The organism is Larkinella sp. C7 (genome assembly GCF_006149005.1).
In the GTDB taxonomy this organism is placed as follows: domain Bacteria; phylum Bacteroidota; class Bacteroidia; order Cytophagales; family Spirosomataceae; genus Larkinella.
Map to the genome: position 1 here is coordinate 127122 of NZ_VBSL01000012.1, position 20009 is coordinate 147130.

Annotated in this window: 16 protein-coding genes; 6 read left to right on the plus strand and 10 right to left on the minus strand. The window is 52.3% G+C overall.

The annotated features are described in order from the left end of the window. Positions 1 to 33: 33 nt before the first annotated feature. The gene (locus FH871_RS24330; protein WP_138994036.1) at positions 34 to 3495 is read left to right on the plus strand and encodes a pyruvate carboxylase; all 3462 of its coding nucleotides are present in this window, start codon (positions 34 to 36) and stop codon (positions 3493 to 3495) included. A gap of 21 nt (positions 3496 to 3516) precedes the next feature. Here the strand turns inward: FH871_RS24330 and FH871_RS24335 are convergent, their stop codons facing one another. From FH871_RS24335 to FH871_RS24345, 3 genes are all read right to left on the minus strand, one after another. Beyond that, positions 3517 to 3804, minus strand: coding sequence for a SelT/SelW/SelH family protein (locus FH871_RS24335; RefSeq protein ID WP_138994037.1), 288 nt, complete (start codon positions 3802 to 3804; stop codon positions 3517 to 3519). Further along, positions 3801 to 4538, minus strand: coding sequence for a sterol desaturase family protein (locus FH871_RS24340; RefSeq protein ID WP_138994038.1), 738 nt, complete (start codon positions 4536 to 4538; stop codon positions 3801 to 3803). The genes FH871_RS24335 and FH871_RS24340 overlap by 4 nt, the downstream gene beginning before the upstream one ends. A gap of 77 nt (positions 4539 to 4615) precedes the next feature. Further along, positions 4616 to 5191 (minus strand): Crp/Fnr family transcriptional regulator, encoded by a 576-nt coding sequence (locus FH871_RS24345; RefSeq protein ID WP_138994039.1) that lies wholly within the window; start codon positions 5189 to 5191, stop codon positions 4616 to 4618. 94 nt (positions 5192 to 5285) lie between these two features. Between FH871_RS24345 and FH871_RS24350 the strand changes: the two genes are divergently transcribed. After that, positions 5286 to 5678 carry a DUF4870 domain-containing protein gene (locus FH871_RS24350; RefSeq protein ID WP_138994040.1) on the plus strand — a complete coding sequence of 131 codons (393 nt, stop codon included), beginning with the start codon at positions 5286 to 5288 and terminating at the stop codon, positions 5676 to 5678. 240 nt (positions 5679 to 5918) lie between these two features. Then, positions 5919 to 6593, plus strand: a complete 675-nt coding sequence (locus FH871_RS24355; protein WP_229317542.1) for a DUF2490 domain-containing protein — start codon at positions 5919 to 5921, stop codon at positions 6591 to 6593. Positions 6594 to 6693: 100 nt separating this feature from the next. On the opposite strand, the gene FH871_RS24360 is transcribed toward FH871_RS24355, so the two are convergent. The 7 genes from FH871_RS24360 to FH871_RS24390 all read right to left on the minus strand — a co-directional run bounded on the left by FH871_RS24360 (position 6694) and on the right by FH871_RS24390 (position 14857). Further along, positions 6694 to 7281 carry a hypothetical protein gene (locus FH871_RS24360; protein WP_138994041.1) on the minus strand — a complete coding sequence of 196 codons (588 nt, stop codon included), beginning with the start codon at positions 7279 to 7281 and terminating at the stop codon, positions 6694 to 6696. 174 nt (positions 7282 to 7455) lie between these two features. Then, positions 7456 to 7824: a preprotein translocase subunit SecG gene (gene secG / locus FH871_RS24365; RefSeq protein WP_138994042.1), complete on the minus strand. Its 369-nt coding sequence runs from the start codon at positions 7822 to 7824 to the stop codon at positions 7456 to 7458. A gap of 56 nt (positions 7825 to 7880) precedes the next feature. Further along, positions 7881 to 8750: a hypothetical protein gene (locus FH871_RS24370; RefSeq protein WP_138994043.1), complete on the minus strand. Its 870-nt coding sequence runs from the start codon at positions 8748 to 8750 to the stop codon at positions 7881 to 7883. Between the two features lie 62 nt (positions 8751 to 8812). Beyond that, positions 8813 to 9391, minus strand: coding sequence for an LptE family protein (locus FH871_RS24375; protein ID WP_138994044.1), 579 nt, complete (start codon positions 9389 to 9391; stop codon positions 8813 to 8815). Beyond that, a complete protein-coding gene (locus FH871_RS24380) occupies positions 9378 to 10679 on the minus strand; it encodes a sigma-54-dependent Fis family transcriptional regulator (protein WP_138994045.1) in 1302 nt (433 codons plus the stop codon). Before FH871_RS24380 ends, FH871_RS24375 begins: the two co-directional genes overlap by 14 nt. Positions 10680 to 10701: 22 nt before the next feature. Continuing rightward, a complete protein-coding gene (gene miaB, locus FH871_RS24385; RefSeq protein WP_138994073.1) occupies positions 10702 to 12126 on the minus strand; it encodes a tRNA (N6-isopentenyl adenosine(37)-C2)-methylthiotransferase MiaB in 1425 nt (474 codons plus the stop codon). A gap of 151 nt (positions 12127 to 12277) precedes the next feature. Further along, entirely contained in the window at positions 12278 to 14857 is a 2580-nt protein-coding gene (locus FH871_RS24390) for a BamA/TamA family outer membrane protein (protein WP_229317544.1), read from the minus strand. A 112-nt stretch (positions 14858 to 14969) separates the two neighbouring features. Here FH871_RS24390 and FH871_RS24395 point away from each other — a divergent pair, with 112 nt between their 5' ends. The 3 genes from FH871_RS24395 to FH871_RS24405 all read left to right on the plus strand — a co-directional run bounded on the left by FH871_RS24395 (position 14970) and on the right by FH871_RS24405 (position 19920). Continuing rightward, positions 14970 to 15737: an RNA methyltransferase gene (locus tag FH871_RS24395; RefSeq protein ID WP_138994047.1), complete on the plus strand. Its 768-nt coding sequence runs from the start codon at positions 14970 to 14972 to the stop codon at positions 15735 to 15737. A 180-nt stretch (positions 15738 to 15917) separates the two neighbouring features. Continuing rightward, positions 15918 to 19148: a two-component regulator propeller domain-containing protein gene (locus FH871_RS24400; protein WP_138994048.1), complete on the plus strand. Its 3231-nt coding sequence runs from the start codon at positions 15918 to 15920 to the stop codon at positions 19146 to 19148. A gap of 121 nt (positions 19149 to 19269) precedes the next feature. After that, positions 19270 to 19920 carry a response regulator transcription factor gene (locus FH871_RS24405; protein ID WP_138994049.1) on the plus strand — a complete coding sequence of 217 codons (651 nt, stop codon included), beginning with the start codon at positions 19270 to 19272 and terminating at the stop codon, positions 19918 to 19920. The last annotated feature ends 89 nt before the right edge of the window (positions 19921 to 20009 follow it).

Consider the following 20009-nt stretch of genomic DNA (forward strand, 5'->3'; position numbering starts at 1 on the left):
TTTCGAAACCCCATCCTGCATTTTTTGGGACCCATGAAAGATTACATTCGCCCGATTAATCGCCTGCTCGTCGCCAACCGGGGCGAAATCGCCATCCGCATCATGCGGGCCGCTACCGAGTTAGGAATCACTACTGTCGCCGTTTATACCTACGAAGACCGGTATTCACTTCACCGTTACAAAGCCGATGAAGCCTACCAGATTGGTCGCGACGACGAACCGCTGAAACCCTATCTGGACATTGAAGGCATCATCAAACTGGCGAAATACAAAAAAATCGATGCGATCCATCCAGGCTACGGCTTCTTATCGGAGAACGTGACGCTGGCGCGCCGGTGCCGGGAAGAAGGCATCATTTTCGTGGGGCCAACGCCGGAAGCCATGGAAGCCCTGGGCGATAAAGTCCGGGCCAAAAACCTGGCGACCAAAGCCGATGTGCCGATGATTCCCGACAGCCGGATCGATATATCAGACTACGCGGTTGCGATTTCCGAGGCCAAACGAATCGGATTCCCGGTGATGATCAAAGCCGTTGCCGGTGGGGGAGGTCGCGGGATGCGTGTGGTTCGGGAAGAAGGAGAATTTGAAAAGTCCTTCAACGAAGCCCGCAACGAAGCGAAGAATGCCTTTGGGGATGACACGATTTTTCTGGAAAAATTCGTCATCGATCCCAAACACATCGAAGTGCAGTTGCTGGGCGATACGCACGGCAACATTGTTCACCTCTACGAACGGGATTGCTCGGTTCAGCGTCGTTTTCAGAAGGTTGTCGAAGTGGCACCCTCGTTTGGGCTGAAGCAGCAAACCAAAAATAAACTGTATGAATATGCCCTGAAAATCGGGCGTCAGGCCAATTATTCCAATGCCGGTACGGTGGAATTTCTGGTCGATAAGCAGGAAAATATCTACTTCATCGAAGTCAATCCGCGGATCCAGGTCGAGCACACCATCACGGAAGAAGTAACCGGTATCGATCTGGTAAGGACGCAGATTCTGATTGCGATGGGATATAAATTGTCGGACAACGGCATTTACATCAACCACCAGGACGAGATTCCGCTGAACGGCTACGCCATCCAGTGCCGGATTACGACCGAAGACCCCGCCAACGGGTTCCGTCCCGACTTCGGAACCATCATTGCCTACCGCAACGCGGCCGGTTTTGGCATTCGGCTCGACGAAGGTAGTTCGTATCCCGGCGTGAAAATTTCGCCGTATTTCGATTCGATGATCGTGAAGGTTTCGGCGCGGGGCCGGACGCTCCGCGGAGCTACCCAGCGGCTGAAACGGGCGTTGGTCGAATTCCGGATTCGCGGGGTAAAAACCAACATTCCGTTCCTGCTGAACGTGATCGACCACCCGATTTTCCAGGCGGGTGACGCCCGGGTGTCGTTCATCGAAAACCACCCCGAACTGTTCGACCTCCGTAAACCGAAAGACCGCTCAACGCGTGCGCTGAATTACCTGGCGGATGTGATCGTCAACGGGAATCCGGAAGTGAAAGTGAAACCGGGATCGAAAGGGCCAACCCAAAAATTCCGGACGCCGGTTATTCCGATTTTTGACCGGTTTGGCGACTATCCGAAAGGAAACAAAGACCGTTTGACGGAACTTGGACGTGATAAATTTGTGGAGTGGGTGCGCGATCAGAAACCGGTTTTGTATACTGACACCACCTTCCGCGACGGCCACCAGTCGCTGCTCGCAACGCGGGTGCGGACGAAAGATTTGATGAATGTGGCCGAAGGTTTCGCCAAAAACCACCCGGAATTGTTCTCGATGGAAGTCTGGGGGGGGGCAACATTCGACGTAGCCATGCGGTTTTTGCACGAAAACCCGTGGACGCGGTTGAAAAAATTCCGCGAAGCCATGCCGAATATGCTCCTGCAAATGCTGTTTCGTGGCTCCAACGCAGTGGGCTATTCAGCCTATCCGGATAATCTGATTGAGAAATTCGTGGAGAAATCGTGGGAATCCGGCATCGACGTTTTCCGGATTTTCGATTCCCTGAACTGGGTCGAAGCCATGAAAGTCAGTATCAAAGCCGTTCGCGAACGCACCGATGCGCTGGCCGAAGCCGCGATTTGCTACACCGGCGACATGCTGGCTCCCGATCAGAAGAAATACACCTTACAGTATTACCTCGATATGGCCCGCCAGTTGGAAGACGAAGGGGCGCATTTGCTGGCGATCAAGGACATGGCTGGTTTGCTGAAACCGCTGGCGGCCGAAGTGCTGGTGCGGGAACTGAAGCAGGCCGTCAACATTCCCGTTCACCTGCACACACACGACACCTCGTCGATTCAGGCGGCAACGTATCTGAAAGCGGTCGATGCCGGAGTCGATATTGTGGATTGTGCACTGGGTGCCTTGTCGGGTCTGACGTCACAACCCAATTTTAACTCCGTGGTGGCGATGTTGCAGGGCCATGAGCGCGAAAGCGAGATTAACCTGAATTCGCTGAATGCCTATTCCAATTACTGGGAAGATGTTCGGGAATGGTATTATCCGTTTGAGTCGGGCATGAAGGCCGGCAGTGCGGAGGTGTACCAGAACGAAATACCGGGTGGACAGTACTCGAACCTGAAACCGCAGTCAATTGCGCTGGGGCTGGGCGATAAGTTCGAGACGCTGAAGAAAAACTACGTGGTTGTCAACAAGATGTTCGGGGACATTGTCAAGGTGACACCATCGTCGAAAGTGGTGGGCGACATGGCGCTGTTCATGACCTCCAACAACCTGACGGCGGAGGATGTCATGAAGAAAGGCGCATCGCTTTCATTCCCGGAATCGGTTAAAGGCTTCTTCAAAGGCGAACTGGGGCAGCCCTACGGCGGTTTTCCGTCCGAACTTCAGGACATCATTCTGAAAGGCGAAGAACCGCTGACCGGTCGTCCGAATGAAAAACTGAGCCCCATTAATTTTGAAGAAGACTTCAAAACGTTTGAAGAGAAATTTCCGATGAACGAGGGCTTTCTGGATTATCTATCGTACCAGATGTATCCGAAAGTATACGAAGAATACTATAAAGCTGTACAGAAGCACGGTGACGTCAGCATCATTCCAACACCGGCGTTTTTGTACGGTTTGAAGGAAAACGAGGAAATCCTGATCGAGATCGATGAGGGCAAAAACATTCTCGTGCGGCTGTTGTATGTGTCGGAACCCGACGAACATGGAAACCGGATGGTGACGTTTGAGCTCAACGGCCAAAGCCGCCAGGTTCAGGTGCGCGACCGGTCGCAGAAAGTCGAGTTTGAGGCCAATGCCAAAGTCAGCAAGGATGGCGACGTGGGTTCTCCGTTGCAAGGCCGTCTGACCAAAATTCTGGTCAAACCGGGTGATGTCATTGCCAAAAACCAGCCGTTGTTCGTCATCGAAGCCATGAAAATGGAAAGTATCGTGGCCGCGCCGAAAGCCGGAACCGTCAAACAGGTCATCCTGAAAGAAGGTACGGTGGTGGTGCAGGACGACTGGGTTGTGGAACTGAGCTAGCAGACAGCGAGGGATCTGGATTCAGATCCCTCCTTTTTTCTCCGAATGACCCAATGATTTTTCCGGATTGACCACATCCCGGATCAGTTGCTTCAATTCCTTGATCTCCGGAAACCGCCCCGCTTCCTTCCGGTCAAAAATCTTCTTGCCGTCAATCTGCACCGAAAACCGCCCGCTGATTTCCGACGGGTGAAGCAGTACGCCGTGAACATCTTCGGTAAAAGTGGTTAATATTTCCTGCGCCATCCAGGCCGAGCGCATCAGCCAGCCACATTTCGGGCAGTATTCGAGGGTAATAACGGGTTTCATTCTGTTTTCTGGGTTGGATTTTTGTGAACATCCCGAAAGCGCAACATCTCGCTCAACTGCTGTTCCTTGTCGTTGTCAAAACCACACGTTGAGTTGAACTCTTTCGGATTCTGATAGGTTCCAAACAGCATGTCCCACCAGACAATATCGCCGTAATTATTGGTGTGTTTGTTGTACTCGTGGTGAATCCGGTGCATTTCGGGGCGCTGAAAAATATAGCCGATCCAGCGGGGTGTCTTTACGTTGGTGTGGTAAAAAAACTCACCCAGTGCGGTGCAAAGCGTGTAAATTGCACCTGCTTCGGGACTCAAACCCAGCAAGGTGTACACCAGCAAACTGCCAATCACCGAGTTAACCGTCATTTCCAGCGGGTGCTTGTAAAATGAGGTGATGACTTCGATCCGTTGCGGACTGTGGTGAATTTGATGAAAATGCGTCCAGAGAAAATCGACCGTATGCCGCCAGCGGTGCCACCAGTAAAACACGAAGGTAGCGATGAAATAGGCGATGATTCCACCCCAAACCGGATTGACATGCCTGGACAACGCGAACAGTGAATGGCTCGACAACCACTGTTCCCACGTAAAACCCGCCAGCAGAACCACCAGCAACTGAATGAAATTAACCGCCAGAACGCGAATGGTCCAGGTCGGAACCGGCGGTAGTTTCCAGCCGGGGAAAAACCGTTCGAGCAGAAAGCAGAAAGCGAAGGTGACAAAAATAACCGGTAGCATGGCCGTAGCGGGATTTGGTGAACAGCCAAAATAACCCATTGCCAGTCTGCAAAAAATTGACAAATATCAAGTTCGGTTCAAGTTATTCCGGCTATATTGGCCCGTAACCGACTCACGGTTTCTGGTGACAAACCCAGGTGGGAAGCGATGTATTTCAGCGGAAGCCGCCTGCAACTATCCGGAAAATCAGCCAGCAACTGCGTGTATCGTTCCTGGGCCGATTGCATCCGGAGGTTCTGCGCCCGTCGTTCGCTCAGCAAATAATACCGTTCGGTCAGCAGACGGCCCACTTTGTTAAATTCAGGAAAAGCGTCGTACAACCGCTGGAGCTGGTCGTACGTTATGGACCATAACACACTGTCTTCCAGTAATTCAATGTATTCCTGAGCGGGTTGCCGGGAGTAAAAGCTAACGATTGAGATGATGAAATCCGACTCCTTCATAAACCAGGAGGTTACTTCCCGGTCGTCTTTCAGGTAATACCCGCGGGCGACTCCTTTCTCGATGAAGAAAATCCGCTCGCTAACCTGTCCGGGTTGCAGCAACCAGTGCCGCCGGGGCAGTTCGTGCCGCCGAAGTGTTTGCCGCAATGCGTTTTCCAACGGTTCCGGGATGGATTGCAGTTGCCGGATGGCGCTCAGTAAGGTTTCCATTTTGGTAGATTGACCCAACAAACTGATTTTTAAACAAAGATTGCAAAAATCATTTCTTTCCTCGTACTTGGTTGTTGTTAAATCACTTACGATCATGGAAAACCAACCCTACAACAACCCGCTGCCTCCGTCATCGGTAACACCCCTCAGCCCTTCCGACGAACGACTGTGGGGGATGCTGGCCCACCTCAGTGCTTTAGCCGGTTTTATCATCCCTTTTGGTAATGTCATCGGCCCCGTGGTGGTTTGGCAGATTCAGAAAGACAAATCGGCGTTCGTCGATTATCACGGCAAAGAAGCCGTGAATTTTCAGATCACGATGACGATTGCGTTTTGCATTGCCCTGCTGCTGATCATTGTCGTTATTGGTCTTCCCATTCTGATTGTGTTGGGCATCCTGAGTCTCGTTTTCTCCGTGATTGCCGGGGTGAAAGCCAATAATGGCGAATATTACAAGTATCCGTTCACCTTTCGCTTTATTAACTGACCATTCGGTCTCCGGCGGTTTTTTTCGGGTGACGGGTTTCGTATTTTTGCTGGAAATTACGACACCAAGTCACCTTCAATGATCTCTACGTATTCTGGCCCGCCAACCGCGGTGAATAATTTTTTGCCTTTATCCGACGTTGTGCCCGGCCCCGGATTCCTGAAAATGGCCCGTCGATTGGCGGGATTGTGCTTAATTCTCCTTCCATATGCTGTCCAGGCACAGCCGAAACCGCAACCCTTGGGCACCTGGTTTATCGGCACGGTTCAACTGCCCGCCCGCGAACGGGGCTGGGGCGGTTTTGTCGAGGGTCAGGTGCGGTCGAATACCCTCTTCGATCAGGTCAATTACTACGAAGTAAAAGGAGGAATCAGCTACGATTTAGGCCCGGCTTTTTCGGCCATGGTGGCCACCGGTCGGTATCATACCTACAATTTCCGGGATCTGGCCGATGGCCCGCAGATTCTTGAAACCCGCCTGTGGGAACAGATCACCATGAGCCAGAATGTAGAGCGGTTGAAGTTCGAACACCGTTACCGGGTCGAGCAGCGGTGGTTTGGCGAATCGACACCGGAAAACGTGGCGATTCAGGGCCGGTTCCGCAACCGGGTTCGTTACCGGATGAACCTGATGATTCCGCTGAATGCCATGACCATCCAACCCAAAACCGTGTTCGTATCAATTTACGATGAGCTGTTCCTGAACTTCAAGGCACCCCACCTCGAACGAAACCGGGTTTATGCCGGATTGGGTTACCAGATCGACCGCAACTGGATCGTTCAGGCCGGTTGGGTCAATCAATACGACCAGGCTCCAGTCAACATTGGCGACAAAAACAACGTGGTGCTATCGGTTATGTACCGTCTCCACCGCAAAAATGGCGAGCGGGTGCGGCTGCCGACGCAAATGGACTGACGGTTTACGCTTTACGGTTTTCTGTATTCAGTTTTCGGTGGCTGAAGCTATGCTTTTTCCTCTTGCATCAGGCACCATAAACTGAATACCGTAAACCAATTCAAAACCACGGTCGGCGGACTTTGAAGGATCGTTTCATCCCGCGAATGAGCAGGAAAGCACCGAGGACGCCAAAGATGATGGCCAGGATGGTGATGTTCAGAACGGCAAAAACGATGGCGACCCCAATAACCGGGATCGACGCCTTGAGTTGCCACGGGATGCGTTGCCACCAGTTGAGTTTCTTCCGGGGTTTCAGACCCAGAATTTCCCGCAGCGTTTTCTTTTTACCGGTTTTGGGCCGGGGTTGCGGTAAGGCATTCGTTTCGAATGCCTGCGCTCCCTGATTGACCAGGGTTGAGGTGGCTTGCCGGGCGTGGTGCTCAACCGACCGGGTGGGCGGAACCACGGCCGACGATGCGTGAAAGTCCGGGAGCGGGGCTTCGGATTGTTCGGGAGCCGTCGCGATTCGGGGCCATTCGATGGCCTGAACGACAACCGAATCGGTTTCGGCGATCACCGGTTTGGGGATGCCGGACGAGCGAAACGACTCGACGGGGATGGGCTGATACCGTGCGTAGGGACGATGACAGGAAGCGGTAACGAAACAGAAAAGGGCGGCAATCGGCGCAAAGGCACTTTTTCTCATCAGGCTGGACGAAGATTCAGGATGCAAAACCTGCCTTTACAACGAAACCGATCCGCGGGTTTATACTTTCTGAACCAGAAAATATGATCAAAAAAAGACCTGTACGGCTGATTAATCCCTACAGGTCTGAAAGTCAATGTCTTAGATTCTCTGGAGTTTTCCGATCAAAGCGGATTATTTAGCCGCCGTTCCGCTCTGGGGTGCCGTTGCCGGAGCCGCTTGCTGTTGGGCAGGCGCTTGCAGGCCAGCTCCCGGAACCGTTTTCGTAGCCGCAGCGTCGACGTTGGCGCTGTTGATGGTGGAGCCAACGGGGTTCCGGTCGATCACGATGTAGGTAGAAAGTGTCAATACCATGATGGCGATACCGAGTCCCCAGGTAATCTGTTCCAGCAAATCGGTGGTTTTTTTTACGCCCATCAGCTGGTTGGAGCCGAGGCCACCAAACTCGCCGGACAAACCGCCCCCTTTTGAATTTTGAATGAGTACTACTAAAATCAGAAGTACGGTACAGATACAAATTAATACAATGATTGCCGTTAGCATTTCGATTTGCCCTTGCGGTTATTTAAGTAAGCGTATTGTTAAGAAAAAGGAGTCGTTTATTGATCATTTGGCTTCTTCAGGGCCTCAATTTTCTCCGCAAAATAAACCTTTTTTTCCGGATTTTTCAACATAAGTTTCACGTAAATGTCAATCGCGCGCTCCGACTTCCCCTGCCGGGCCAGAATCTGCGCGAAGGCTTCCGTAATGGGGGCACCCGAATTCGCCGGCATCCGACGGGTCAGGTCTTCCTGGTCGGCCTGCTCGCTGGTATGCATCCGCGGACGTTGGATCATGGGTTCCCGTTTGATGAAATCCTCGATAATCAGGAGTTGACGGTGGCGCTCGGGGTCCGGCACCGAATCCGGTTTTGGTTCCTCGATGGTCGCTTCCTGCTGTTCCAGCGTCGTTTGGAGGACTTTCTCCGCAATAATCACCTCGTCGATCATCGGTAGAATTACTTCCATTGTCTCAGGGGGGCTGTCGATCTCGTCTGCCGGGCTTTCAACTACCGGCAGTTCGCCCACCGATTTGGCAAAATCAAAAATGGGATTGGCGAAAAACGTATGGGTTTGCTCCGCCTTTCGTTTGAACAACTCGTAACTTTCCTTCGTATAATCGTCGGGAATGGGCACCTGCTTGAGCGACAACTCATTCAGGCGACTCAACAGGTTTTCGGACCACTGAAATTCATTCTCGATCAGTTTTCGCAGCGCATTGCGGCTCAGGGCGTGGGCGGCAGCCTGCCGGACATACTCGATGGCGTGACTTTTCTGGTGCACCGAGGTTGCCTTGGCCGCGAGTAAATACAGCGACTGACAATAGGGGTAAGCAGCAATGGCCTCCTTTAGTTGTTGTAAATCAGTGGGTAATAGTTCTTCGGGGTGAGTTACCCAGAAGGAAAAGGTTTCTTTGTCCAATTTGTTCATTGGATGGAAGGGTAGGGAGGTGGTGTCGCTTTGGTCAAATTTAACTAATTGAAACCGGGTTTCTACCAGTCTGCGGCTGTTTTATTGAAAATATCCAACACCAACTGATCCAGAATCTTGGGTACCAGCCGACTTTCACTTTGGGTGAGCGTCTGGTTGGCCGGAAAATCCTGGTAAAATGAAAAAGGCTGGTCAAAATTCTTCGTTTCGTCTTTCGAATTGGAAAACCGCACCTGAACGGTGACCTGCAAACGGTTCTGAGCCGCCTGGTCCGAAGCGGTTGCCGCCACGGGTAAAACGTCGTAGCCCGTAATGGAACCTTCCAGCACAATGTCGCCGTTAGACGGCACCACTTTCATGTTCGTATACCGTTGGTAATATTCCTTCAGCTTCTCCGTAAACTGCAGCGTCAGGTTGGCCGGACCACCAGCCGCCGAAGTCGTGAACGTGTTGACGGTAATGGTCTTGATATTCGGGTCCAGGGTCGTGCCGGTAAACGAATACTTTCCGCAGGAAAGCGTTAAGAGTGAAGCGTTAAGAATGAAGAATAAAACCAATCCTCTGATGAGATCGCTTTTTATTCTTGCTGCATAACGCTTCATTCTAAACGCTTCACGCTTCACTTCTTTAGTCTTCTTCATCGATTTGATATTGTTTAATCTTCCGGTATAACGTCCGTTCAGAAATGCCGAGTGCCTGGGCTGCGTATTTTCTTTTGTTGTTATTCCGGCGTAAGGCTTTGACAATCATTTCCTTTTCCTTCTTCTCCAGCGACAGCGAATCGTCTTCTTCGGTTTCGTGGGTGATGTCTTCCACCGTCACGTCGTTGGTAGCGTCGGTTTCGTCATACTCGTCCACATCGATCAGATTGGCGGGCGGCAGCAGGCGGGGTAAGGCTGGTTCCGGTTCCGGCGTTAACTCGCCCGACTGGAGCGTATCGAACAAATCCTTGTGGTTATTCAGGATTTCGTGGCCGTTCTTTTCGTTTTTCAGCACATCGAGCACCAGCCGTTTCAGCTCGTTCATATCCCGGCGCATATCGAACAGCACTTTGTACAACAGTTCGCGCTCAGAGAAATTGTTGTCGGAATGGCCGCCCGGCAACACCATCGGCGACTGGGACGATTGTGACGAAACTGGCGGCAGATACTTCGCCAGGGTTTCGGCTTCGATGACTTTATTGTTTTCCGATTCAAGGATGGAAATTTGCTCGGCTAGGTTCTTAAGCTGGCGAATGTTCCCCGGAAACGGATAGCGCAGAAGCACCTGCTTGGCGGCTTCCGACAACTGAATGGGTTTGATGCGGTAGCGTTCGGCAAAATCCGTCGTAAATTTCCGGAACAGTAGCTCAATATCGTCACCCCGTTCGCGCAGGGGCGGCACGTAAATCGGGACGGTATTCAATCGGTAATACAAATCCTCCCGAAACTTGCCCTGCTCCACGGCGGCCAGCAGGTTGACGTTGGTGGCCGCAACGACCCTAACATCGGTTTTTTGCACTTTCGATGAACCCACGCGAATGAATTCCCCGTTTTCGAGCACCCGCAAAAGCCGGGCCTGGGTGCCCATCGGCATTTCGCCGATTTCATCCAGAAAAATGGTGCCGCCGTTGGTGGTTTCAAAATAGCCTTTCCGCTGATCGACGGCCCCCGTGAACGAGCCTTTTTCGTGGCCGAACAGTTCCGAATCGATCGTTCCCTCGGGAATCGCTCCGCAGTTGATGGCAATAAACTGGCCGTGTTTGCGGCTGCTGAGGCTGTGAATAATCTTCGAAAAAGACTCTTTCCCGCTGCCACTTTCGCCCGTGATCAGTACGGTCAAATCCGTCGCTGCGACCTGAATCCCCACGTTGATGGCGTAGTTCAGGGCCGGTGCATTCCCAATAATACCGAACCGCAGCTTGACCGACTGGATTTCTTTTACATTCATAAGTACTGGAAAAGGGGAACTCTTAAACCGTAACGCCCCGCAGCGTGGCCGCCGTGCAATCCGTTACCAACACGTTGACATACTGACCTTTCTGGAATTCTCCTTTCGGAAAAACCACCATTTTGTTGTGGTCATTCCGCCCGCAGAGGAAATCGTCGGAGCGTTTGGAAAACCCTTCGATCAACACGCGCTGGACCTGACCAATGTGCCGCTGGTTGCGTTCGAGCGACAACTCCCGTTGCAGGGCAATGATCTCGTTCAACCGGCGCAGTTTGATGTCATAGGGCACGTCATCGGCGTATTTTTTTGCTGCCGGGGTGCCGGGGCGTTCCGAGTAGGCAAACATATAGCCGTAATCGTACCGGACGTATTCCAGCAACGACAGCGTATCCTGGTGCTCTTCTTCCGTTTCAGAGCAGAAACCAGAAATCATGTCGTGGGAAATACCGCAATCTTCGCCCAGAATGGCCCGGATCCGGTCGATTTTCTGCATATACCAGGCGCGGTCGTAGGTCCGGTTCATCAGCTTGAGAATCCGGTCGTTACCGCTTTGCGCGGGCAGGTGAATGTATTTGCAGATGTTGTCGTATTTCGCCATTGTGTACAGCACCTCGTCGGTGATGTCTTTCGGGTGCGAAGTCGAAAAGCGGATGCGAAGGTCGGCATCGACCAGGGCCACGCGTTCGAGCAGTTGGGCGAAATTGACTTTTTCCAAGCCGTCTTCCGAGGTCCATTTGTAACTGTCGACGTTCTGCCCGAGCAGGGTAACCTCCTTGTAACCAGCCGCAGCCAGGTCGCGGGCTTCCCGAACGATGGAGTGCGCATCGCGGCTCCGTTCGCGGCCCCGGGTGTAGGGCACCACGCAGAAGCTGCACATGTTGTCGCAACCCCGCATGATGGAGATAAACGCCGTTACGCCGTTGGAATTCAGGCGGATGGGTGAGATGTCGGCGTAGGTTTCCTCCCGCGACAGAAAAACGTTGACGGCTTTCTGGCCCGATTCGGCTTCTTCCACCAGTTTCGGAATGTCGCGGTAGGCGTCCGGCCCGGCCACGATGTCCACCATTTTCTCTTCTTCCAGCAATTTGGCTTTCAGCCGTTCAGCCATGCAGCCCAACATGCCGACCAGCAACTCCGGTTTCCGTTTCTTGAGAATGTTCAGTTGCTTGAGCCGGTTGCGGACTTTCTGCTCGGCATTGTCGCGGATGGCGCAGGTATTCAGGAAGATCACATCGGCATCGTCGGCAGAAGCCGTGGTGGCAAAACCCGCATTCCGCATCACCGAAGCGACGATTTCACTGTCTGAAAAATTCATCTGGCAACCGTAGCTTTCAATGTACAGTCGCTTCTTGCCCACGGCCAGTTCTTCTTCCAGCACCCGTGGTTCGTCCGCGCCTGTTTTATCCGCTTCCGTCAGTATGGCTAATGTCTCCGTAATGCGTTCCATAATTTGTATTGTCATCGACTGGAAATCTCGTGACGTGTTTTAGCATTTCCAAAACACGTCACGGGAGTAACCGAAAACTCCTAAAATTGAGTTTCAAAGTTACGAAGATTTTGGGGAACTGTGACAGTTTGTCAGGTAAGGACTTGTGATATTAGAACGGATAGCCAATCCCGAAGTTGATAACGAGTGGGTTGGGACCTTTGAACATTTTGTCGAACCGGAATTTGGGCAGAAAATACCGCTCGTCGATGAATTCGCCCGGCCGCTTTCCCTCCACAACATACCCATTTCGGTCGGGTTCATAAATGAAATAGCGGGCGGGATCGTAGACTTTAATGGCCCCGTCCAGCCGGATGATGAAGAAGGAAAAGTCGATCCGCAGGCCAATGCCGGTTCCCACTGCAATTTGCTGGACGAAATTGCGGGACAGGTATTCGCTGGGGGATTTTCGCACCTGGAAGTTTTCGCCCAGGCGGTTGGGATTGTCGCGGAGCGTCCAGACATTCCCGGCATCGACAAAAAAGGCTCCGTTGATATCTCCGCCTAAATGAAACAAATGCGTTCGCAGTTCGGCCGACGCTTCGATCAGGACGTCGCCGGGTTGTTCAAAATCGTAACGAAACTGGCCGGGTCGTCTGGGGTTGAATTGAGGCAGTAAAATATCAGTGTCGTCGGTATACGGAATGGCCGAACCCTGACCGAGCCGTCGGGGAAGCCAGGCCCGGATGCTGTTGCTACCACCGGCAAAAAAGAGCTTTTCATAGGGCGCGGTTTTGTTCGCTCCATAGCCAAAGACAAGTCCGGTATTAAGCCGAAAAGCCAGGGTGGTTTTGGAGCGCAGGGGAATATAATGTCGGAAATCGACATTGCCCCGTAAATACTTATAATACTGCAACCCGGATGTGGCCGTGGTATTGAAAAAACTTTCAAGTTGCTGATTACTAAAAAAGTTTAAGGTAGTGCCTCCCGATTCAAATGACAAGCGAAGGAAATTAGCGCGACGGTTTTGTCCCAGAATATTCGTATTGTACGTATACGTAAAACCGACACTGGAAGAAAATGCACTCAAAAAGCTTTTCCGAATCGTACTTCCTAAGGAGTCCTGGGTGTTTAAATAATTCAGGAAAGCAAGCCCATCTTCTCCCGGCTTTATCGTCGCTTTTAAGTAATTGATCTCAGCTACCGTAAAATTATATTGATGGGTGTTGTTTTTCAGCCAGTTATAAGATAGTGCTGTCCTTAAAAGCCTTCGCCCGTAATCGGGGCGGCTGGTATAGTTATAGCCGAGGCTGACCTGTGTGCGGGGATTGAGTTGGCTAAAGATAAATCGGGCTTTTCCCGGAAAAAGGATATGCGGGAAAATTAAGGAAGTGTTTACGCCTAATTCCTGGGCAAAACCAATTCCGCTGCTGTTTAATGAGAAACCGGTCTGTGCTTCAAAACCGTATCGCAATGCCGTCTCGAAGGTCCCCAGCCCGCCAAAAATATTGTGAACCCGGAATGAGGCTGTTCCAAAAGGCCCCGGATAGCCCTGTCCCTGATACAAAACAAAAACCCCGCCTTCGCTGCTCAGTTCGTATTTGTCGATGGGTACCAGATTAAACCGCGTGCGCAACCGCCGGCCGGTCGTGTCCGTGAAGCTGATGTTGGCAAACCGGAACTGGTTCAGCAGAAACAACTGCCGCTGGGATTCCTGGTAATTTTTGAGCCGATAGACACTGTCGGGGCGCAGGAAAATCCGGCTGTCGAGCAACCGGATGGCGTAGTTCTGTTTGCCCAGCAGAAACTTCAGTCCCCTATACTGAACGGTATCGAGCGACGAGCGGTCTTCGGCCCGCGCCACCCGGACTTCCACTTCGCCGATCGTATAAACCGGATGCTGCGGCTGGCCGGGCGGGTTGGCAATCCGCAGCCACATATTTAGCCTGTGAGGTTTTGAATCAATACTGTCTTTTTGGGCCGAATCTACATCAAGTACATCGAGCGGTAGCGGAATGTATTGCCGGGTGAAGCTGTAATACCCGTTGTTGCGCAGCAGTTCTTCAATCCGAATGCGTTCGTTTTCAACTTTTTCGGCGTTGTAACGCTCACCGGATTTCAAAACCGAGCGATTGAGCGTGGGCCGGACAATGGAATCAACCCGGGGGTCGGCAATCTGGTACGTAATCTGGTTGAGGTGAAACGGAACGTTTTCGACGATGTTATAGGTCACCCGCACCCGGCGTCCGAGCGTTTTGCTGCTATCGACCGAATAAGACGCTTTGCCGAGAAAAAAACCGTTGTTGAACAAAAAACGCTGCATTTTCTGCGCGTTTTCTTTGGCCTCCGTTTCAACAAAAAAGGCGGGTGGCTCGCCCAGGGAACGCATCACCCAGTTGCCTTCTTCGGCTTTCCGGCGCAGGCGCGTAAGCTGACGACTGTAGCGTCGTTGCTGTTTCCGGTACGATTTGGTGGAGTCTGGTTTTTCGGTAAACTGGTCATATTCTTTGCGTTTGGCTTCGAGCGCGCGCTGGGCGGCTTCCTGATCGTAGGTTCGTGATCCCAGGCGATAGAACCAGAGCGCGGGGGTAATGGGCAGCCGCAGAATCCGGCGGTTGGGTTTCTGCGGAATCAGGGCTTCAAAGTCGGAACTGGGCAGGGTTCGGTTTCCCCGGACGGTTTGACTAAAGAGCAGATACTGGTTTTTTTGTAAATTTTCCGAACTTACGCAGCCCGTAAGGGAAACGCCCAAACCAAGGCAAAAAACTAAAAAATAGACGGTACGAATGGCAAATTGCGGCTTACGGCACAGCAGGCTTCTCCCTAATTCATCATTTGTACCCTTTACTTCGTAATTTCTTCCCATGATTTCCAAATCGCTCAGCAAATATATTCAGTCACTCCATCAGAAAAAATACCGGCAGGAACTGGGGGCTTTTTTGGTCGAGGGTGCCATCAATGTCCTGGAACTGTGTGCGTCGGATTATCAGATTGAAGTATTGCTGGTCACGGAGCCCTTTTACAAAGAAAACGCGCTGCTGCTGGATAAACAACGGGTTCGGCTGGAAATGGTTTCGGCCGACGACCTGAAGCGCGTGGGCTCGCTGGTGGTCAACGACAGTGCGCTGGCCGTAGTCAAAACGAAAGAAAACCGGTTTTTAGTGGCCGATCCCGACGAATTTGTGCTGGTTCTGGACGACATCCGCGACCCCGGCAACCTGGGAACCATCCTCCGCATTGCCGACTGGTACGGAATTCGTAAATTGATCTGTTCGCTTTCAACCGCCGATGTCTATAACCCCAAAGTGATTTCGGCCAGCAAAGGCTCTTTTACGCGGGTAGCCTGGTATTACTGCGATTTGAAGACGTATCTGGCCGAACAGGCACAGGGCCCGGTCTACGGCGCTTTTCTGGATGGGGCTTCGGTTCATTCGCTCGACTTCGGATCGGCGGGGTACCTGGTGATGGGAAACGAAGCCAACGGGATTAGTGCGGAGGTGGAGGAGCTTGTCAGTCAGCGGATTACCATTCCCCGCTTCGGAGAGGCCGAATCCCTGAATGTCGGCATTGCTACGGCCATTATCTGTGATAATCTTCGGCGGGGGGAAACCGGTCGGGAGGGCATAAAATAAAAGTAGCCCTGTTCAACGCAAGGCTACTTTTACTGCTTTCTTAACCTAAACTAAATGTACATATTGTTTACAAAAATACGACCGAAGACTTGCACGACATTTAACCCAATATGGGGGATTTATTAAAAACAGGATAAGGCGTAAATTTGTGAAACTGGGGGAGAAAATCCCCCAAACCCGATGAGAACACTTTTAGGCATACTATTCCTCTGCATCAGTTGGGTGACCGCGTTCACCCAGGCGGTTAAAAGTTTGCCGTCGGGAAATTCCTTCGAATCGCGGGGGCCGGTGATGCAGTTTCTGGATCAGATTTCGGTCGATAACGGCCTGTCCCAAAGCGAGGTATATTGTGTCTTAAAAGACAGTCGCGGTTACGTCTGGTTCGGGACGCAGGATGGATTAAACCGCTACGACGGTTATCAGATCACCCACTACAAACACAATCCATTCGATAGCAGCTCGGTTTCACACGACCAGATCATGTCGTTGTATGAAGACGCTCGCGGAAAAATCTGGGTCGGAACCGTCAACGGCCTGAATCAATACGATCCGGTTACCGGAAAATTCCGGCGGTTTTGGGATTTGCTGGAACCCAAGCAGCGTCGCTACGGCCTGACGACCATCAACGCCATCACCGCCGACCGTTTCGGAAGCCTGTGGCTGGCCACCAGTTGGGGGCTTAAACGGATGGTTTTCAAAAATGCGACGGAATACGAGGTCGTTCAATACACCATCGAAAACGAGGAAGACCGACGCGCCCAGATGGTCAACGCCCTGCTGCCCGACCGGAATGGTCTGTTGTGGGTGGGGACGGCGAGCGGTCTGGCGCAGTTACCCATCACCCCGCCGAACCTGAAGCGATCCCGACCGTTGCCCGTACAACTCGTGGCCTGCACGTCCGGCCTGCCGTATGAACTTCCGGATGCCTGGGTGAAAACCCTGACTTTGGATACATTCGGGACAATCTGGGTGGGAACGCCCGGTGGCATCGCCCGGATCAATCCGGCCTTGAAGCAGTCGGAAATTTACCCGGAAATTGGCGAACGAATGGGTGATAGTCCGATCACTTCGATCCACATCGACCGCTACAACGTGCTGTGGATCGGTACGCCCCGGCACGGAATCTACCGCTTTAAAATCGCCAGCGATCAGCACATTCGCTACATCAACAGCATTCAGGAGGATCTGTTTGGCAAGAAAGGACTGAAGACCGGTGCCATCAATGTCATATACGAAGGCCCGGCACCGCTGGAAGACATTGTCTGGATCGGCACACACGACGCGGGCGTGCAGCTCTACAGCCGGTCTAAAAACAGCTTTCGGCAGTGGCCCACGATCACCAACCGGCAGCAGTCGTCGGCCGCCGGGCTGGTGTTTGCCGTCACGACGGATCATGCCGGGAAGCTCTGGATCGGTACGCATGAAGGGCTGATACAGGTGGATCGGCTGACATCGGCCGTTCAGCGGTTTCGGGCCAATCCGGCCGATCCACACGGCCTCGGCAGCGACCGGATTCAGTGTTTGCACGAAGACCGCCGGGCGAATTTGTGGATCGGTACCACGGAAGGACTGTATCGGTATGATCGGCAGAAAAACCGGTTCGAGCGTCGTTTGGCGGGAATGGGCAAGGAGATGAGTTCGCGGAGCAGCGAAAAAGGCGACGGCGTTCTGAGTCTGTACGAAGACAAAAAAGGCAATCTGTGGGTGGGTGGCTACTCCAGTTTACGGCGGATCGATGCGCAAACCGGGCAGGTGACGACGTATCGTCATGATCCGAAAGATCCCAACAGTTTGCGGGCCCTGATCGTCTACGCAGTGCAGGAAGACCGGAACGGAATGATTTGGGTGGGAACGGGATTTGGGCTGAATAAACTGAATCCGGCAACCGGGAAAATCACCCATTATCAAAACAATCCCAAAGACCCCAACAGCCTGATTGGCGAACAGGTGCTGGGATTCCTGCGCGACAGCAAAGACCGGTTCTGGATTTGCAGCAACAAAGGGTTCAGTAAAATGGTGTACGGGGAGAAGGGCGAGGAGAAGTTTATTCACTACACCGAACGCAACGGACTGCCGAATGAGCTGGTCTACGGGGCGCTGGAAGACGCCCGGGGGCGCATCTGGATGAGTACGAATCTGGGGCTGTCGTGTTTCGATCCGCAGACCGAGAAGTTTGAAAATTACGACATCAACGACGGGCTGACCATCAACGAGTTCAACATGAATGCCTACCACCAGGCCGCAGACGGTGAACTGTTTTTTGGCGGTATTGGCTCCCTGGTCAGCTTTTTGCCGACGCGCATGGTGAAAAACCGGCACTTGCCCCGCACGGTGCTAACCTCGTTTCAGAAGTTTGAAAAACCGGTGAATGTTGATAGTGTGCTGGCAAAGAACGGCCGGATCGAGATTCGACCCGGCGAGAATTTCTTTTCGTTTTCGTTTGCCGCCCTGGATTATACCAACTCGCACAAAAACCAGTATGCGTATATGCTGGAAGGTTTCCACGACGGCTGGATTGAAAGCGGGCTGCGCCGGTATGTGAGTTTTACGAATCTGAAACCCGGTGATTATGTGCTGAAAGTGCGGGGTTCCAACAGCGACGGCGTCTGGAGCGATGCCAATATGCTGCGAATTCCGATCACGGTTTTGCCGCCTTTCTGGCAAACGTGGTGGTTTCTGGCGATTCTTGTCACCGTAATCGGCGGAGCGGTCTGGCTGGTGTACAACTACCGGGTCAAAGTGAAAGTGAAACACCTCCTCGAACTGGAACGGGTGACGCTGGCCGAGAACGAGCGCGTGCGGAAAATGGCCGCTCAGGATCTCCACGATGAGTTTGGCAACACGATCACCCGAATTTCGATGCTGACCGAAATCATCAAGAGCAAACTGAACGGCCACGGCGCGGAGATTTCGCCACTGCTGACCAAAATCAGCGACAACAGCAACCGGCTGTACCAGGGCACCAAGGATTTCATCTGGGCGATCAACCCCGAACACGACAATTTTCTGGAAATTGCCATCCGGCTGAAAGATTTCGGCGATGACGTTTTCGACCGGAGCCAGATCACGTTCGAGGCCCTTGGCATCACCGACGACCTGCGAAAGGCCATTCTGCCGGTTGGCACGAGCCGCCACCTGATTTTTCTGTTTAAAGAAGCCATGAGCAACACCCTCAAACATTCCCACGCCACGGTTTCGCAGATTCACTTTGCGATGCTGCACCGGCGGATCGAAGTGTTGTGGAAAGACAACGGCATCGGTATTCAGGAAAATAACAAGGCCAAAACGGGCAACGGTTTGTATAACATCCGCAGCCGGGCCGAAAAAATTGGCGGAAAAGTAGATATTCAGTCCGAAATGATGGAAGGAACCACGGTTATTTTCCGAATGGACATCCCGCACATTGGGTGAAAGCCCGATCCCCCACTTCATCGACTTCCTTTCGTAAAGACAATTGCCCCGTTGGTGTAATAACGGTGGAACATGCCCTAAAAAAGTAGTTATTTACCTTGCAAACTCTAATGAACACGCTATGAATGGAACTCAACTGTTACGCAGCCCGCAAACGATCCGGATTTGCATTGTGGAGGATGACAATCTGATTCGCGACGGGTTCGCCCTGCTCATCAATAGTACGTACGGTTTTAAGATCATCAACACGTACTACCGTTGCGAGGATGCCTTAAAAAACATTCATTCGGACTCGCCGGATGTGGTTTTGATGGACATCGAACTGCCGGGCATGAACGGAATCGAGGGGATTGCGCGAATCAAGAAACTCCGCCCCAAAACCAACATCATCGTGGTGACGGTCTACGAAAATGATGAGTTGGTATTCAAGGCCTTGTGCGCCGGAGCAGGCGGTTATTTGACCAAAAACATGCAGCCGACGCGCCTGCTGGAAGCCATTCGGGACATTCAGGAAGGGGGCGCACCAATGAGTACCAACATTGCGCGGATGGTGGTGGCGTCGTTTCAGAAAAACCGCAATTCGCCCCTGACGGCCCGCGAAACCGAGGTGCTGGAATTGCTGTCGAAAGGCAAAAGTTACACCACCATCGCCGAGCAACTGTTTGTCGACAAAGAGACCATCCGGACGCACATCAAGAACATTTACTGGAAACTGGAAGTCCATTCCAAAGCCGAAGCCATCGAGAAAGCGATCAAAGAAAGGCTGATTTAGGCGGTAAAATCCCCTCTAATGGGGTAGAGTGCCGCCTAAGCGTTGCCGTACATTTGTGATGTTGATGCGTGGGCAGGGCAAATGCAATG